Here is a 16,986-nt window from a genome sequence, read left to right on the forward strand (position 1 = left end):
ACATGAGATTATAAAAGAAATACAGGAGGGTTAAAATGGGGGCAAATGTAGGTATTGTAGGCACTGGAATTTATATACCTGAAAAATTTATGACAGCAGCAGACATTGCAAAGGCTACAAAGGGTATTTGGTCTGAACAGGCAATTTTCGAAAAGCTTGGAGTAAGAAAGAAGCCAGTACCAGGTACGGATGATGGCACTCAAGAAATGGGCGCAAAGGCTGCTCTTGACTGCCTTAAGAATACGGGAATTGGTGCAGAAGAGATAGATGTTATTATTTGTATGGGAGAGGAGTGGAAAGAATACCCACTTACCACTTCAGCACTATATATACAGGGTAGACTAGGAGCCGTAAATGCTTGGGGAATAGATGTTCAAAATAGATGTTGTACAACTGTTTCTGCAATAAAGATAGCAAAAGATATGCTTATAGCTGATGATTCTATAAATACAATAATGATAGCTGGAGGCTATAGAAATGGGGATTTTGTGGATTATACTGATAAAAATATGTCTATGATGTACAATCTTTCAGCTGGAGGAGGTGCTATAATCCTTAAGAAAAATTATGGGAGAAACCTAGTACTTGGTTCTCATATAATAGGAGACGGTTCTTTATCTAGAGCTGCAGGAGTTGAAATAGGAGGTATATGCAACCCTATAAATAGCGGCAATATAAATGAGGCGAGTAAATCCTTAAGATTAATGGAGCCTATAGTCATGAAAAATAGACTTAAACTAGTATCAATGCCAAATTGGTACAAATGTATAGATAGTGCTTTTGAAAAATCAGGTATTGATAAAAGCGAGGTAGACTATTTAGCAATACTTCATATGAAGCGTTCATCACATATAGATATGCTTAAGGAGCTAAAGCTTAGACCTGAACAGTCAATTTATCTTGAAGACTATGGTCATATGGGGCAGGTTGATCAAATATTATCGCTTCATCTTGGGCTTGAACAAGGGAAAATAAGAGATGGGTCTGTAATTTCTATGATTGCAGCGGGGATAGGTTATGTATGGGCAGCAAATGTTATTAAATGGGGTGTAATGTAATGGGAGTTCTTTTGCAAATCCTATTAAGGAGTTTGGAAACGGGAAGTATCTATGCCCTTGCCGCACTTGGAATAATCATTGTTTATCGTACTTCTAATACTGTAAATTTTGCTCAAGGTGCAATTGGCATGTTCAACGCTTATGTCGTAACATTCTTTTTTTCAAAATTTGGACTTCCTTTATGGCTTTCAATCATTATTGGAGTCATAAGTGCTATGATCATGGGACTTTTAATAGATGTTTTGATAATTAGGCATACAAAAAAAGTTTCAGCTGTTGCAAAGCAGATTATAACTCTTGGATTAATGATGGTCTTACTGGGAATCGTACCACTATTATTTGGAGTGGATCCAATGCGCCTTCCAAGATTAATAGAAAGTGGAGATATTAAACTACTGGCTGCTTCAATTTCTTACAATGGATTGATTAATATAGTTTTTGGTCTCGCTATTATGGCAAGTCTTTTCTTCATTCTTCAAAAGACTAAGTGGGGGCTCGCGGTAAGAACAACTGCATCTAATGAAAACACTGCGAAGCTAATGGGAGTTCCTACGAAGACCGTGACTATGGGAGCATGGGCAGTTGCGGGGATACTTGGTGTTTTAGCAGGAGTCATGGTTGCACCTATGACATCAGTTACGCTTAATTTAATGGATGGAATACAGATTGATGCCTTAATTGCTTGTGTGTTAGGAGGATTTCAGTCCTTTTATGGTCCTGTATTAGGTGCTTATATCATAGGAATTAGCAGAAATTTATTATTATATTATGTGTCTTCAATATGGGGAGAACAAATATTATATATCCTTATTCTTGTGTTCTTGGTATTTAGACCTCATGGTCTTATTGGTAAGAAAATTGTAAAGAAAGTATAGGTGTGAATATGAAAATAATAATAGAAAAACTAAGAAATCCACGTTTTCAATTTATATTATTTGGTATTGTGCTCGCTACTATCCCTAGTTTGGCAAATATTGGAATGCTTAAAACAAGCCATATTACAATTATAGGTGGAACACTTATTTATGCAATAGCTGCACTGGGTTTAAATATTCTTTTAGGGTATTCAGGGCTTATTTCACTAGGAACTGCTGGATTTATGGGCCTGGCTACTTACATTTCTGCCTACGTGACTATAAATATGAAATTACCGTTTGAAGTTGCATTACTTTTAGCGGTGATAATTCCAACTTTAATAGGAATTCTTGTGGGACTAGTTTCATTAAAAATGGAAGGAATGTATCTTGCAATTGCAACTTTATGCGTATCTGAAATTCTAAAAAAAACCTTTGAAGAATTAAATATGTTTACCAATGGATTCAGTGGAAAACAAGCTGGATTTCCAGTATTATTCGGATTTTTAAAACTAGACAGAACAACGACTTACTATTTAATAGTTTTTGTTCTAATAGTAATTATGCTAATAACTTACAACATGATAAATGGCCAACTGGGAAGAGCACTAAACGCTATGCGTGGCAGTGAAGCTGCAGCACAAGCTATGGGTATAAATCTTCTAAAGTACAGATTGGTAGCATTTGCACTAGCAACAATATTTGCAAGTGTAGCGGGAGTTTTATATGTTCATTTTATTCGGTTTTCTTATCCTACTACATGGAACTTAAAGCTTTCATTAGACTTTTTAGCTATGATAATAATTGGTGGTTTAAGATCAATTTTTGGGACGGTTCTGGGAGCTTTTATAGTTTTTGCAGTTCCAGATTTATTTTTAAAACAAATTCCATTTCTTAATCAATTATCCTATGTATTTAATGGAGTGCTTATAATACTCGTTGTTATGTTTTATCCAAACGGTATTATCTACATAGGGCATGATATCAAAGAATGGAGAGAGAAATTTAAAAAGAGAGGGCAAAAAAATGAATAAAGAGAGGATACTGCCAGAGGGTGTTGTTCTAAGGCTTGAAAATCTGAGTATTGCTTTCGGTGGTCTAAAAGCAGTTGATAATTTATCTTTTGATATTAAAGAAAATGAAATATTTGGATTAATTGGACCAAATGGAGCAGGTAAAACCACTGCATTTAATTGTATAACTCAATTTTATAAACCAGACTCAGGAAATATATATTTTAGAGATAGAGTTAATAATGTTCAAAATTTACTTGATCATCAGGTACATGAAATTATTAAGCTGGGATTAGTTAGAACTTTTCAAAATGTTGAACTTATAAGAGAACTTAGTATTTTAGATAATGTATTAGTTGGCGGGCATATTGATTTTAAAGCATCAATTTTTGAGCAAGCATTGAAACTTCCAAGAGCTTTAAGAGAAGAAAAAGTATTAAGAGAGGAAGCAATAAGTATTCTTAAAAGTTTAGAACTCGAAGAGCGGAAAGATATGATTGTAGCTGGTCAGCCTTATGGAATACTCAAAAAGGTAGAACTCGCTCGAACTCTAATGTGTAAGCCAAAACTTATCATTTTAGATGAACCAGCTGCAGGGTTAAATGATATTGAAACGTTGCAACTTACAAAGATGATTCGAAAGATTAGGGACGAATTTAACTGTTCAGTGCTTTTAGTTGAACATGATATGAGATTAGTTATGGATGTCTGCGATAGAGTTTGCGCTATCTCTTTTGGAAGATTCTTAGCAATAGGAACTACAGTGGAAATTCAACAAAATAAGGACGTTCAAGCAGCTTATTTAGGAAATGATGGAGATGAATAAGATGGAGAAGAAAATAGCATTGTCCATAAGTGGATTAAAAGTTAAATATGGTGCAATTGAGGCTTTAAAAGGTATTAATATTGAAGTTAGACAAGGCCAAGTGGTTGCGCTTTTAGGTGCAAATGGTGCAGGAAAAACTACAACTCTTCATAAGATATCCGGACTCATTGAGGCTCAAGAAGGTTCAATTCAATTCTATGGAAATGATATTACAAAGCTTGAACCTGAGAAAATAGCAAAGCTTGGAATTGCACAATGTCCCGAAGGTAGGCAGGTATTTAAAGATTTAACAGTGGAAGAAAATCTTAAAATAGGGGCCTTCACTATAAAAGATTCAGAGCAAATTCAAAGAAACTTTGAGAGGGTATATAAATATTTCCCAGTGCTGAAAGAAAGAGAGAATCAAACAGCAGCTACTTTATCTGGAGGAGAACAGCAAATGCTTGCGATTGCTAGATCTTTAATGAGTAGTCCCAAAATTCTCCTTTTAGATGAGCCATCTTTAGGGCTAGCACCTTTAATTATTCAAGATATAATGAAAATTATTAAAGAGATAAAAGAAGAAGGAACAACTGTAGTAATTGTGGAGCAAAATGCAGCTCAGACATTAAAAATTGCTGATTATGCATATGTTTTAGAACTTGGAAATATTACAACATATGGGAAAGCAGAAAAGTTAAGAAATGATCCAAAGTTAATTGAAGCTTATTTAGGTGTACATTAGTTGTAAATAATGCGAATGCATTGTTATATAATAAGGAGGGAAAGTTAAATGAAAAAAATAATTCCTATTTTAACAACGTTAACCCTGGTAGGTAGTTTAGTTGGTTGTGCTACAGCGAAGACCGAAACACAAGCACAAGGAGTTACTGATACTGAAATAAAGATTGGTAACAGTGCAGCTACATCTGGAGTTTATGCCCCAGTTGGAGTTCCATTTAATGCTGGCATAAATTCCTATATAAAGATGATAAATGATGCTGGTGGAGTAAATGGTCGTAAAATTACATTTGTACATCAGGATGATGAATTTGATCCAGTTAAAGGGAAAGCAATACTATCAAAGCTAGTAGAAGATGATAAAATATTTGCTATGGTTGGACATTTTGGAACTCCAGTAGTTGGTGCAACTCTGCAAGATTTAAAAGATAAAGGAATCCCTGTTGTTTACTTGGCTACTGGAATTGGACAGCTTTATAACGATAAAGCAGAAGGTGCAGACAGAGGGATATTCCCAGTACAGCCTATTTATAAGACAGAAGGCAAAATAATGGTTGCTCGTGCTGTGGGAGATTTTAAGGCTAAAAAATTAGGGGTTATCTATACTAATGATGATGCTGGAAAAGATCTGCTTTGGGGTATTGAGGAAAAAGCTAAGGAATTAAAGGTAGAAGTAGTAGCTGAACAAGTTACTGCAGGGGCTACAGATGTATCCTCGGCGGTTACAAAAATTAAGGATGCCAATGTTGATTTTATTATTGGTGCTGCAATTCAAGCAACAATTCCAACAATTGTAAAGGAATTAGCAAGCCAAGGAGTAGAAAAAGATGTTATTACAACATACGTTAATGTTTCTCCAGTTATTGCAAAAGCAGTAGTAAATGAAATTAAGGGCAAATTTGATGTATATGGTAATGGATGGGTTTCGTTTGACGGAGATAGAGCAGCAGCTTTAACAGAATACCAAAAATTTACTCCAGAATATAAAGACAATGTATATGCAATGACAGGATGGATAGCAGCTCACTTCTTTGTTGAAGGATTAAAGAGAGTTGAAGGAACTGTAACCTGGGAAAAATACATGGATGCTTTAGAAAAAGATCCTATAAAAAATCCATTTGGTGGTGAAATAAACTTTGGTGATGGACTTAGAGCAGGAACTCAAGAGATGAATCTTTCTAAAGTTAGTCATACAAATTTAGAAGGTGCTTGGGATGCAGTGAAACCACTTCAATCTATAAAAGAAATAGTGGGAAATTAATATCACTATATATAAATTAATATTTATATATAGTATATTAAAAGAATGTATTAAATAACTTAAAACTAAATGGGCAGGTAGTGCCTGCCTTTTTATTCTATAATTTGGAGGGGGAAAATGAGTTATAAAGATAAGATAATTACTATTAAAGATGCTCTGAGTATGGTGAAGTCAAATGATATGATTGTTACAGGACTTGGCGCTGCAGAGGCTCAACTTTTCATGAACAACCTTCACAACATAGCGGATAGAGTAGAGAATGTTACGATCACAAATTGTCTGCCTATGTCAAGTGGTGAGTTTTTAAAGGCTGAATATAGAAAAGCATTCAATATTGATGGGTGGTTTTATTGCCCACCTTTAAGAAAATCACATCCAAACGGGAATATTTCTTTTATTCCTAACCATCTTCATCTAGCTGGGGTAAAGAGACTAGCTCATATAAAACCTAATATATATGTAGGAAGTGCAACAATGCCTGACAAGCATGGGTATATTTCTCTTTCATTAAGTAATACCTATGAAAGGCGAATGATTGATGAAGCGGATATTGTTATACTTGAAATAAATTCTAATTATCCACGAACCTTTGGTGATGTAGAAATTCATTATTCGGAGATAGATTATTTAATTCAAGCTGAATACCAGGTCCCATCTATTCCAGATGTCGTATCTAGTGAAAAAGATATGAGCATAGGAAAATACATTGCAGATATGGTTAACGATGGGGATTGCATCCAACTTGGTATAGGTGGTATTCCAAATGCAGTAGCTGCGGCATTAAAAGGTAAGAGTGATTTAGGAATTCACACAGAGATGATGACTTCGGGAATGGTTGAGCTTGCATTGCTTGGGGTAGTGAATGGAAGTAAGAAGACTCTACACAAGGGAAAAATAGTTTGTACCTTTGCTCTTGGAACTACGGAACTTTACGAGTTTCTTGACGATAATCCTTCAGTTCTTATAATGGATGGAAATTATGTAAATGATCCTCATATAATAGCTAAAAATGATAATATGGTATCCATAAATACAACTATAGAGGTAGATCTAACAGGTCAATGTTGCTCTGAATCTATAGGTCCTATTCAGTTCAGTGGAACAGGTGGCCAGGCAGACACAGCAATAGGAGCACAGAAAGCTAAAAATGGTCGTTCAATTATAGCACTTTATTCGACTGCAATGGTTAGAAGTAAAGAAACCGGTAATAAGGAAGAAATATCAAAAATCGTACCCATGCTTAAGCAAGGTGCTATAGTAAGTCTTTCAAGAAATGATGTGGATTATGTTGTAACTGAATATGGAGTAGCTTCACTTAGAGGTACAAATATAAAAGAAAGAGTGGAAAGACTTATTGAAATATCTCATCCTAAATTCAAAGAAGAACTTAGGCTAAGGGCTCATGAAATAGGGTTAATATATGATAAGTAAGGGGGTAAAACATTGTCTTATTTTAATTTTAAGGGAAAGAAAGTATATTACGAAACATATGGACAGGGAAAACCTATAGTCCTTCTAAATGGAATTATGATGTCAACTCTAAGCTGGCAGATGTTTAAGGGTGAGCTTTCTGTAAACAATCAACTTATACTTTTGGATTTTCTTGACCAAGGGAGATCTGACAAGATGGAGGATGTTTCTTACACATTAGATATTCAGGTTGAGGCTTTGAAGGCGTTGACACATGAACTTAATCTTACAAAAATAAATCTTGTAGGTATATCTTATGGGGGAGAGGTTGCTTTAAACTTCTCGGTAAAGTATGAGGAATATGTTGATAAGATGGTTTTATTTAATACCACATCAAAAACAACACCATGGCTTAAGGATATAGGAATTGCATGGAATAGAAGCGCAGGAGATCCTTTGAATTATTATTGTACAACTATTCCTGTAATTTATTCCCCAAATTTTTATAATGCAAATAGTGAGTGGGTGAATAATAGAAAGAAATTACTGGTAGACAAGGTATTTAATCAGAAACCATTCATGGATGCGATGGTAAGGCTCACGGAAAGTGCAGATAACCATGATGTTACTAAGGATTTACCTAAAATAAAAACGCCTACTTTAATAGTTAGCTGTGAGAATGACTATGTCACACCTATGCCTGAACAAGAAAGGCTTCATGAGCTTATAAGTACTTCAGAGCTTGTAGTGCTACCTAGCACAGGGCATGCATCAATGTATGAGAGACCTGTGCTATTTGTAACCTTGGTGCTAGGATTTATTAATATGGTGCAAAAGAAGTTTCAAATAGTATAGTTTTTAAGCTTATTGAAATTATTTACGTTAAGCTTGAAAAAACAGTTGCTGGATGGAAAGGAGAATTTGTATGGAAGAGATAGTACATATGCCCAAAACCCAAAGAGGTCAGGCAACCTTAGAAAAAATATGTAAGGCTGCGAAAACTCTTTTCTACCAGAAGGGCTATTACAATACTTCAATAGTAGATATAACTAACTTATCGGGAATAGCTACAGGAACCTTTTATATATATTTTCAAGATAAGTACTACCTATATAAATATCTTCTGTTTAGATACAGTCATCAGATTCGTAAGGAAATAAGCACCAAAACTAAGTTGGTGCAAGGAAGAAGAGAAAAAGAAAGAGTTGGACTTAAAACCTTTCTTAATTATATTAGAGAAAATAAGCATGCTTATAATATAATCTGGGAAGCATTATATATTGATAAAAATCTTTTTATTAACTACTATGATAACTTTGCGGCTAGGTATTTGAGTGGAATGACAGAATCTCAGAGGGCAGGAGAGGTAATACAAGGTGATCCTATGGTTATAAGTTATCTTCTTATGGGAATCTCAAACTTTATAGGTTTAAAATATGTAATGTTTGATGAAGAAAATTTAGATTATGATCTTGTTGTTGACCAAATTATAGATATACTTGAAAATGGTATTTTTACAAAAAATAAGTAATCATTTAAATAAAAGTAAAATATATAGAAAAAATTTAAAGGTTCAGGCTAATATTAGTCTGAATCTTTTTTCGAAAAACGGGTTACTCGTCATTAAGATTACTATATAATGTAGTATGAATATGTTACTATGGGGTTAATATATAATAAGTTTAATACAATATAAGGAGATAAATATGGAAATGAAAAAAATTAGTGAAATAAAAAAAGGCGACAGGATTGAAGGATTTTATATTATAAAATCTGTAGATAGCAAGGTTCCCAACAATAGTAATACAAATAAATATTTAGATTTTAATTTGGGGGATGTCACAGGGGATATAAATGCAAAGCTTTGGGAATGTAATGAGGAATTAGAAAATAAGTTTAAACAAAATACTTTAGTAAAAGTTAAAGGCAGTGTAAATGAGTGGAGAGGAAAACTTCAATTAAAAATTGAAGCTATAAGACTTGTTGAAGAAAAAGATGAAGTTAAAATTGGAGATTACGTTGCAGTTGCACCATATTCTCCAGAAAGTATGTACGATGATATTTTAAATTACCTATCTAAAATTAACAATATAGATATTCAAAATATAGTCACAAATATTTTAAGTGATAATGAAGAAAAGTTAATGTATTATCCTGCGGCTAAATCTAACCATCATGCTGTAAAATCAGGCCTTTTATATCATACGACAACTATGCTTAAGGCAGGAGAAAAGTTAAGTGAAATTTATACCTTTCTAAATATGGATTTACTTTATGCAGGTATAATACTTCATGATATTGGTAAAATATATGAAATGGATGCTAGTGAGCTTGGAATTGTAAGTACATATACAGTGGAAGGGCAACTAATAGGCCATATCGTTCAGGGAATTAAAATGATAGAAACGGCAAGTATTGAAGTGAAAGCAAGCAAGGAAGTATCCATGTTACTGCAGCATATGGTATTATCTCATCATTATGAGGCTGAATATGGAAGCCCTAAAAAGCCTATGATACCAGAAGCAGAAATGTTACATCATTTGGATATAATGGATGCTAGAATGTATGACATTAATAAGGCTTTAAGGGATACAGAAGAAGGTAAATTTTCAGAAAGAATATTTTCACTAGATAACATAAGTGTTTATAAGAGTTTTATTAGTAAATAGGCTCAATTTTTTTTATGAAGGTGATGAAAATGAAGGGGATAATAGATAGATTTGAAGTGGAATATGCTGTTGTAGAATTAGAAGATGGGAAAATGATTAATATAAATAAAGAACAATTACCAATAAAAGTAGAGGAAGGAATGGTTATAGATATCACAGAGTGTATAACTATTAACAATGAGGAGACTATAAAACGAAGAAGTGAAATAGAGAAATTGACAGAAAATTTGTGGGACGATAACTAATTATAATTAGTTATCGAATAGAACAACACACTTATTCAGTATTGTGAGTAAGTGTGTTGTTCATTTTAAGTTAGTAATCCGAATATATACGAACTATTAGTGCAAATATTTAATTAGTATTCGCATTTTGTATTGACTGAGTTAAACTGCTCTGATATTATTAAGTAGGTATAAAAACATGGATAACTTTTATTTTAAGTCGAAGAAGACAGGAGGAACAGTGAGATGAAAAATTTTTACGATGTAGTTATTGTAGGAGCTGGACCTGCGGGTATATTTACGGCCCTAGAAATTTCTAATAAAAAACCTGAACTTAGTGTACTTATAGTTGACAAGGGAAGAAGTATAGAGAAGAGAAAATGTCCAGCTAGAGATAACGGTGGCAAATGCGTTAAATGTAATCCTTGTGGTATAACATTTGGATGGTCAGGTGCAGGAGCCTTTTCGGATGGTAAGCTTTCGCTAAGCCCTGAAGTGGGTGGAAGACTTCTTGAATATTTTTCTGAAGATGAATCAAAAAAATTAATTAAGTATTGTGATGATATATACATAAAATTTGGAGCAAATGAAAAAGTATATGGACTTAATAGTGACAAAGTTGAAGAAGTTAAATATGAAGCAAGCAAACATAATATTCGCCTTATTGAATGTCCTGTAAGGCATTTAGGAACAGAACTTGCCTATGAAGTTTTAAAATCTATGTACCATCATTTAATGGATAATACAAACACAGAATTCGTTGAACTTAGTGAAGTAGAAGAAATATTAGTAGAAGATAACAAAGCCACTGGAGTCTTATTAAGAAGTAGTGAAGGTATGGTTAAAGTTAATGCAAATTACGTTGTAGCAGCACCAGGTAGAGGTGGAGCAGAGTGGGTTTCAAATCAAGCTAAAAAACATAATATTGTGGTTACTAACAATGCAGTAGATATTGGACTTCGAGTAGAGGTTCCTAATTCTGTTATGGACCATCTAACAAAGGATTTATACGAAGCAAAATTAGTATATTATTCTGATACCTTTGACAGTAAGGTTAGAACCTTCTGTATGAACCCCGGTGGAGTAGTCTCAGCTGAATATTATGATGATAATAAACTTGCTGTTGTAAATGGTCATAGCTACTCAGATAAAGAGCTTAGAACAACTAATACAAATTTTGCAATGCTTGTATCTACTACATTTACAGAGCCCTTTAATCAACCTATCGATTATGGTAAGTATATAGCTAAGTTAGGTAATATGTTAACTGGTGGGGGTATAATGGTTCAAAGACTGGGGGATTTACTAAAGGGAAGAAGGACAGATTATGATAGATTAGCTAAATCAACTACTGTTCCTACTCTAAAATCAGCAGTGCCAGGTGACCTAAGCTTTGTATTGCCACAAAGGCATTTAACATCCATTGTAGAAGCGTTAAAGGCTTTTGACAAGATAGCACCAGGGTTATATAGCAAGAACACATTACTATATGGAGTGGAAGTTAAGTTTTATTCTAGTAAGATTAGTACAAATGATAAATTTGAAACATCTATTGGTAATTTGTACACCATTGGAGATGGAGCGGGAATAACTAGAGGACTTATGCAAGCATCTACAACTGGTGTAGTAGTAGCGAGAAACATAGTAGAAAAGTCATATTAAGAAGAAGTGACTTGAATAATTGGTTATTTAAACAGTTAACGTGTATAATTTAAAGAGTAAGTAAACATATGATCAGTAAAATTTTTGAACTTAGTATGAAATGAATTTTATTGTAAAAATAATTGAAAGCGAGGAATTTATATGTCAGCATTTGTTGTTTTAGGAGCCCAATGGGGCGATGAAGGTAAAGGGAAGATGACGGATTATCTTGCTGAAGGAGCTGACCTAGTTGTCAGATCCCAAGGTGGAAACAATGCAGGTCATACTGTAGTAGTAGGAGAAAAGGAATATAAACTACACTTAATACCATCAGGAATATTATATAAAGATAAATTGAATGTAATAGGTAATGGGGTGGTTATAGACCCAAAAGCGTTATTTGTAGAAATTGATTACTTAGAAGCATTAGGTGAAAACATAACTCCAGAAAGACTAATGATCAGTGATAGATCACAGGTTATAATGCCATACCATAGAGAGTTAGATAATTTATACGAAATAGCAAGAGGTAAAAATGATATAGGAACTACAAAAAAAGGTATAGGACCATGTTACACTGACAAGTTTGAAAGAAGCGGAATAAGAGTGTGTGACCTACTTAAAAAAGATGTTTTTAAAGAAAAACTTAAAACCAGTTTATCAATGAAAAATGATATTATAACAAAAGTTTTGGGTGGAAAAGCATTAGATTTTGATAAAATATATACTGAGTACTTAGAGTATGCAGAGAGAATGAGACCATTTGTAAAAGATATATCAGTTAAAATTTATGATGCAATAAAATCAGGGAAAAATGTTTTATTTGAAGGGGCACAAGGTACTCTTCTAGATATAGATTATGGTTCATATCCTTTTGTAACTTCATCTAACACTATTGCAGGAGGAGTTTGTACAGGAACAGGAATAGGGCCTACTATGATAACAAATGCTATAGGAATAGCAAAAGCATATACTACAAGAGTAGGAAAAGGACCATTTCCAACAGAACTTAATGATGAAGTAGGAGAATGGATTCGCGAAAAAGGCTTTGAATTTGGTGTGACAACAGGCAGAGCAAGAAGATGTGGATGGCTTGACCTTGTTATATTAAAAACTTCAGCAAGAATTTCAGGTCTTACTAGTTTTGCTGTAACTAAAATAGATACCTTAGCGGGACTCCCAAAAATTAAAATATGTGTAGGATATAAATTTGAAGGAAGCGTTATAGATTATTTCCCAGCAAGTCTAGAGGATTTAGCTTGTTGTGTTCCAGTATATGAAGAATTTGATGGATGGGACGCGAGTATTGCAGATGCAAGAAGTTATGAAGAACTTCCTGAAAATGCAAAAATATATTTAAAGAGAATAGAAGAATTTACAGGAACAAAAATTTCCATAGTATCAGTAGGACCTAAAAGAGATCAAACTATGGTATTAACAGAAATATAGTAGATTGAGACATATAGTTATGCATAAAAGGTCATAATTAAAATTAGAAAGTGGTACTTGTAAAATTCAATTAAATAAAGTACAATGAGAATGATAATTAGTTACTAAATAATTATTTTAATTAGTAGCTAATTATGGTACAATTATTTCAAATTTAAAAAAGCGAGGTAGATGATATGAAAATAACTAAGGATATGACAATAGGAGAAGTTGTAAGACAATTTCCAGATTCAGTAGAGATATTAATGGGATTTGGAATGGGTTGCGTAGGATGCCCTTCAGCACAAGCTGAAACATTAGAAGAAGCAGCAATGGTTCATGGTCTTAATATAGAAGAATTAATGACTAAATTAAACGCATAAAAAAATGAAGACACTTAGCAAATGCTAGGTGTCTTCATTTTTTACTTTATTAGTGGAGATTAAAATGTTATTGTTTTTTCATTTTTTTTATTGAAAGTACAACAGGTATTGTAATTATAGTAGCTATGATGGCTTCAGGAACACCATTTAGTATAGCTATACCATATATGGTTTTAGCGGCTGTAGATGCTGGTATACCCTTAGCAACAGCAAATTTAGCTGCATATAGAAAATATATCATAGTAAGTACTCCAAAGGTGTTAGTTAAAGAACCGATTACGGTAGCAAGGCCAATTTTTAGGCTATCATTTTTAGTAAAGTTTAGTTTATAAACATAATAAGAAGTAAGACCAATAAGAACTCTTGGCAATACGGATACTAGAGGATTTATAAAGGCAAAAGATAATATATTTGGAGCCATAATATTTTGCATAATGCTAAAAATCCCAAATATGAGTCCTATAGTCATTCCTACGATTGGGCCGCCAATTATTGAACCTATAATAACAGGAATATGCATAATTGTTGCTTTTGCACCTGGAAGTGGAATAAACCCATACCCAGTTAATCCTAGTACTACACAAATAGCTGATAGCATACCGATTGTTGTAAGTTGATTTGTTTTTGCTTTTCTTCTTTTAATAGAATTCGTAATCATGTTTTCCCTCCGCTCTTATTCCATAAGGATATAAGTCGACCTTATTTATAAGCCTTATTAATAGTTCAGTTTCATAAATGAATACCGACATTAATATTTTAGCACTTTTTTAATAAAAATTACATAGATATAAAGAATTTTATAAATTTATGTAGATAGCAATATAAAACTTTATGTAAACATTTGATTGTTAATGTTTACCCGATTACTTTAGTTTGATATTATTTTAGTAATGAAGAAAATTAAAAATTAAAAATTAAAAATTAATAATTACGATGTAATAATAAGAAATATAGGGGTGGTATTATGAGTAGAATTCCAGTAATTACAGATAGAAATTATAACGTTCATTATTATGAAGTAGATATTCATAAAAGAGCTTTAATTACGAGCATTATAGATTATCTTGGGGATATGGCAATGTACCAAAGTGAAATACTTGGAGTAGGGGTAGATTATCTTAAAGAGAACAAGATGGCTTGGGTATTATATAAATGGGATATAACAATGGAGTCATATCCATTGCTAAACGAAACTATAAAGGTAAAAACTTTTGCTCATTCATTTAGGAAATTTTATGCCTATAGAAAATATGAAATTATTGATGGAAGAGGAAATAAAATAGGATATGCAAGTTCTGTGTGGATTCTAATAAACACAGATAGAAGAAGACCAATAAGAATTATCAGTGATATGTATGAGGTCTATGGAATAGATGACAGCAATAATGATGCTTTAAACATTAAGGATATACAAGGAATAAATACAGTTCATGAAGAGAAAAGTTTTAATGTTAGGTATAGTGACATTGATACAAATATGCATGTAAATAATGTTAAATATGTGGCGTGGGCGTTAGAAACAATTCCTAAGGATATAGTTCTAAATTATGAACTAAAGAACATTAGGGTAACATACATAAAGGAAACAACCTATGGAGAAACCGTAAATGTAAGCACGGAAATTATAAGAGAAGAAAGTAAAACAATATGTAAACATAAAATTGTAAATGAGGATGGAACTGAGCTTACATTGTTAGAAAGTACTTGGTTTAAGTAATTTAAATTTAGGATATAGACATATAAAAACCGACTTATCTATTAAAGAAAAGTCGGTTTTTATATGTCTATTTATTTGGAAGCACTTTTCCCTGCAATCGCACCAGAACTCCATGCCCATTGAAGATTATAACCACCACAATCCCCATCTACATCTAATACTTCTCCTGCAAAAAATAAATTTGAAACGATATTAGATTCTAAAGTATCAGCATTAATTTCTTTTGTATTAATGCCTCCAGCAGTTACCTGAGCATTGGCAAAAGAATTAGTGCCAGAAATCTCGAATTTCCATTTTTTTAGAAGTTCATATATAGCTTTTTTTTCTTTTATGTTTAGATTGGAGCAAGGTTTATGAATATCTTCTACTCTTGCTTCTTTTAAAATTATTGGAATGACTTTCTTATTAATTATTCCAATGAATGAATCATAAACCGAACGATCTTCAAATATTGACCAATGATTAGATAAAAAATCATTTAGCGCTTTATGCGGAGTAGTTGGTAACATATCAATTATTAAAGATACTTTTTTATTTTCAATTATTGCAAGGGATGCAATTCTACTAAGTTGAAGAATTGGAGGGCCAGAAATACCATAGTCTGTGAAGAGTATTTCTCCAAATTCTTTTTGTACACATTTATCATTTATAAATATTTCTGCATAACCATCAAATTTTACTCCAGATAAAGCCTTTAATCTGTTATAGTTTAATTTAAGCTGCACAAGGGCTGGTGCAGGAGATATTATACTATGGCCTAGTTGTTTAGCCAAGGTATATCCAGAGCCGTCAGAACCGGTTTTAGGGGCGGATTTACCACCGGTAGCAATAATCAACTTTTCACACTTGTATGTAGCATCATCTGTACTAGAAATAATAAATTCATTCTTTTTCTTTACAATTTTTTTAGCCTTAGTGTTTATATATACAGGAATGTGTTTCTCTTCTAGAGCAAAGCGCAGTATATCCAGAACTGAGGAGGCTTGTAAGGACATAGGAAACATTTTACCGCCATCTAAAGTTACTAAGGGTAATCCTAAACATGCAAAAAAATCTATAGTGTCTTTTATGGTAAAAGAATCTAGTATGTTATTTTGAAAATATAAATTTTCACTGTGATATCTATCGCTATTTATGTTTGCATTGCTAATATTACATCTTCCGTTACCGGTGGTTAATATTTTTTTACCTATTCGATCAGTGCCTTCAATTATAGCTACATCTATTCCGTAGTCTTTAGCTATAAGAGCGGAGGTTAGACCAGCGGCTCCTCCGCCAATTATTATAAGAGAATGTTTCAAAAAAATCTCTCCCTTCAAGAAAGTGAATTATGTTTTTAATATAAAGTGTTTTACTTATGAGTTTACCCTAAAATGAGTAGATTGAACATGAATTTTTATTTTAGGACACGATAAATTATAGAATTTGATGAGTGAAGACCAATATGTATTAAATAATGTATATTAAATTTATAATAAAAACTGATGAATTTACTCAACTTATTCGTTGTATAAAAAAAAAAAATAAAAAAAATACGGAAATATGTTGACACTTCGACAAAAATTATGTATTATAGTCTATGTTGGGTTGCGAGACGGAAGTGCAATGTTAACTAAAGCACAAACTTAATAAGTTACAACTTTTAATAAGGCTCCTTGGTCAAGCGGTTAAGACACCACCCTTTCACGGTGGTAACAGGGGTTCAATTCCCCTAGGAGTCACCAAAAAACATATATGGGAGCATAGCTCAGCTGGGAGAGCATCTGCCTTACAAGCAGAGGG

Annotated in this window: 17 protein-coding genes and 1 tRNA gene; 16 read left to right on the forward strand and 2 right to left on the reverse strand. The window is 32.9% G+C overall.

Annotated elements, in window-relative coordinates:
- Positions 1-35: 35 nt before the first annotated feature.
- The 14 genes from JJD95_RS08180 (at position 36) to JJD95_RS08245 (ending at position 13,487) form a co-directional block, all read left to right on the forward strand.
- The gene (locus JJD95_RS08180) at positions 36-1,058 is read left to right on the forward strand and encodes a 3-oxoacyl-ACP synthase (RefSeq protein ID WP_291642191.1); all 1,023 of its coding nucleotides are present in this window, start codon (positions 36-38) and stop codon (positions 1,056-1,058) included.
- Entirely contained in the window at positions 1,058-1,933 is an 876-nt protein-coding gene (locus JJD95_RS08185; protein WP_291642192.1) for a branched-chain amino acid ABC transporter permease, read from the forward strand. The genes JJD95_RS08180 and JJD95_RS08185 overlap by 1 nt, the downstream gene beginning before the upstream one ends.
- Positions 1,934-1,941: 8 nt before the next feature.
- On the forward strand, positions 1,942-2,946 hold the full coding sequence (locus JJD95_RS08190) for a branched-chain amino acid ABC transporter permease (protein WP_291642194.1): 1,005 nt from the start codon (positions 1,942-1,944) through the stop codon (positions 2,944-2,946).
- On the forward strand, positions 2,939-3,751 hold the full coding sequence (locus JJD95_RS08195; RefSeq protein ID WP_291642196.1) for an ABC transporter ATP-binding protein: 813 nt from the start codon (positions 2,939-2,941) through the stop codon (positions 3,749-3,751). Before JJD95_RS08190 ends, JJD95_RS08195 begins: the two co-directional genes overlap by 8 nt.
- Position 3,752: 1 nt before the next feature.
- Positions 3,753-4,475, forward strand: a complete 723-nt coding sequence (locus JJD95_RS08200) for an ABC transporter ATP-binding protein (protein WP_291642198.1) — start codon at positions 3,753-3,755, stop codon at positions 4,473-4,475.
- A gap of 48 nt (positions 4,476-4,523) precedes the next feature.
- On the forward strand, positions 4,524-5,732 hold the full coding sequence (locus tag JJD95_RS08205) for an ABC transporter substrate-binding protein (protein ID WP_291642200.1): 1,209 nt from the start codon (positions 4,524-4,526) through the stop codon (positions 5,730-5,732).
- 117 nt (positions 5,733-5,849) lie between these two features.
- Complete coding sequence (locus JJD95_RS08210) at positions 5,850-7,163, forward strand: acetyl-CoA hydrolase/transferase C-terminal domain-containing protein (protein ID WP_291642202.1); 1,314 nt, start codon at positions 5,850-5,852, stop codon at positions 7,161-7,163.
- Positions 7,164-7,175: 12 nt separating this feature from the next.
- Positions 7,176-7,997 (forward strand): alpha/beta hydrolase, encoded by an 822-nt coding sequence (locus JJD95_RS08215; RefSeq protein ID WP_291642204.1) that lies wholly within the window; start codon positions 7,176-7,178, stop codon positions 7,995-7,997.
- 70 nt (positions 7,998-8,067) lie between these two features.
- Complete coding sequence (locus JJD95_RS08220; RefSeq protein ID WP_291642206.1) at positions 8,068-8,673, forward strand: TetR/AcrR family transcriptional regulator; 606 nt, start codon at positions 8,068-8,070, stop codon at positions 8,671-8,673.
- Between the two features lie 175 nt (positions 8,674-8,848).
- Entirely contained in the window at positions 8,849-9,811 is a 963-nt protein-coding gene (locus JJD95_RS08225; protein WP_291642209.1) for an HD domain-containing protein, read from the forward strand.
- Positions 9,812-9,840: 29 nt separating this feature from the next.
- On the forward strand, positions 9,841-10,056 hold the full coding sequence (locus JJD95_RS08230; RefSeq protein WP_291642212.1) for a DUF3006 domain-containing protein: 216 nt from the start codon (positions 9,841-9,843) through the stop codon (positions 10,054-10,056).
- A 225-nt stretch (positions 10,057-10,281) separates the two neighbouring features.
- Positions 10,282-11,697 carry an NAD(P)/FAD-dependent oxidoreductase gene (locus tag JJD95_RS08235; RefSeq protein WP_291642214.1) on the forward strand — a complete coding sequence of 472 codons (1,416 nt, stop codon included), beginning with the start codon at positions 10,282-10,284 and terminating at the stop codon, positions 11,695-11,697.
- 141 nt (positions 11,698-11,838) lie between these two features.
- Positions 11,839-13,125, forward strand: a complete 1,287-nt coding sequence (locus JJD95_RS08240) for an adenylosuccinate synthase (RefSeq protein ID WP_291642216.1) — start codon at positions 11,839-11,841, stop codon at positions 13,123-13,125.
- Positions 13,126-13,301: 176 nt separating this feature from the next.
- A complete protein-coding gene (locus JJD95_RS08245; protein ID WP_291642218.1) occupies positions 13,302-13,487 on the forward strand; it encodes a DUF1858 domain-containing protein in 186 nt (61 codons plus the stop codon).
- Positions 13,488-13,554: 67 nt separating this feature from the next.
- Here JJD95_RS08245 and JJD95_RS08250 read toward each other — a convergent pair whose 3' ends face one another.
- Positions 13,555-14,145, reverse strand: coding sequence for an ECF transporter S component (locus tag JJD95_RS08250; RefSeq protein WP_291642220.1), 591 nt, complete (start codon positions 14,143-14,145; stop codon positions 13,555-13,557).
- A 306-nt stretch (positions 14,146-14,451) separates the two neighbouring features.
- Here JJD95_RS08250 and JJD95_RS08255 point away from each other — a divergent pair, with 306 nt between their 5' ends.
- Positions 14,452-15,204 carry an acyl-ACP thioesterase domain-containing protein gene (locus JJD95_RS08255; RefSeq protein ID WP_291642222.1) on the forward strand — a complete coding sequence of 251 codons (753 nt, stop codon included), beginning with the start codon at positions 14,452-14,454 and terminating at the stop codon, positions 15,202-15,204.
- Between the two features lie 71 nt (positions 15,205-15,275).
- On the opposite strand, the gene JJD95_RS08260 is transcribed toward JJD95_RS08255, so the two are convergent.
- Complete coding sequence (locus JJD95_RS08260) at positions 15,276-16,505, reverse strand: NAD(P)/FAD-dependent oxidoreductase (RefSeq protein ID WP_291642225.1); 1,230 nt, start codon at positions 16,503-16,505, stop codon at positions 15,276-15,278.
- A gap of 348 nt (positions 16,506-16,853) precedes the next feature.
- On the opposite strand from JJD95_RS08260, the gene JJD95_RS08265 reads away from it, so the two are divergent.
- Positions 16,854-16,928: transfer RNA gene (locus tag JJD95_RS08265), tRNA-Glu, on the forward strand.
- Positions 16,929-16,986: the final 58 nt, after the last annotated feature.

This window comes from Clostridium sp., assembly GCF_016650035.1.
GTDB lineage: Bacteria > Bacillota > Clostridia > Clostridiales > Clostridiaceae > Clostridium_AD.

Coding starts and splice junctions, on each gene's coding strand:
- JJD95_RS08180 (WP_291642191.1), top strand. CDS start 36: ATGGGGGCAAATGTAGGTATTGTAGGCACTGGAATTTATATACCTGAA.
- JJD95_RS08185 (WP_291642192.1), top strand. CDS start 1,058: ATGGGAGTTCTTTTGCAAATCCTATTAAGGAGTTTGGAAACGGGAAGT.
- JJD95_RS08190 (WP_291642194.1), top strand. CDS start 1,942: ATGAAAATAATAATAGAAAAACTAAGAAATCCACGTTTTCAATTTATA.
- JJD95_RS08195 (WP_291642196.1), top strand. CDS start 2,939: ATGAATAAAGAGAGGATACTGCCAGAGGGTGTTGTTCTAAGGCTTGAA.
- JJD95_RS08200 (WP_291642198.1), top strand. CDS start 3,753: ATGGAGAAGAAAATAGCATTGTCCATAAGTGGATTAAAAGTTAAATAT.
- JJD95_RS08205 (WP_291642200.1), top strand. CDS start 4,524: ATGAAAAAAATAATTCCTATTTTAACAACGTTAACCCTGGTAGGTAGT.
- JJD95_RS08210 (WP_291642202.1), top strand. CDS start 5,850: ATGAGTTATAAAGATAAGATAATTACTATTAAAGATGCTCTGAGTATG.
- JJD95_RS08220 (WP_291642206.1), top strand. CDS start 8,068: ATGGAAGAGATAGTACATATGCCCAAAACCCAAAGAGGTCAGGCAACC.
- JJD95_RS08225 (WP_291642209.1), top strand. CDS start 8,849: ATGGAAATGAAAAAAATTAGTGAAATAAAAAAAGGCGACAGGATTGAA.
- JJD95_RS08230 (WP_291642212.1), top strand. CDS start 9,841: ATGAAGGGGATAATAGATAGATTTGAAGTGGAATATGCTGTTGTAGAA.
- JJD95_RS08235 (WP_291642214.1), top strand. CDS start 10,282: ATGAAAAATTTTTACGATGTAGTTATTGTAGGAGCTGGACCTGCGGGT.
- JJD95_RS08240 (WP_291642216.1), top strand. CDS start 11,839: ATGTCAGCATTTGTTGTTTTAGGAGCCCAATGGGGCGATGAAGGTAAA.
- JJD95_RS08245 (WP_291642218.1), top strand. CDS start 13,302: ATGAAAATAACTAAGGATATGACAATAGGAGAAGTTGTAAGACAATTT.
- JJD95_RS08250 (WP_291642220.1), bottom strand. CDS start 14,145: ATGATTACGAATTCTATTAAAAGAAGAAAAGCAAAAACAAATCAACTT.
- JJD95_RS08255 (WP_291642222.1), top strand. CDS start 14,452: ATGAGTAGAATTCCAGTAATTACAGATAGAAATTATAACGTTCATTAT.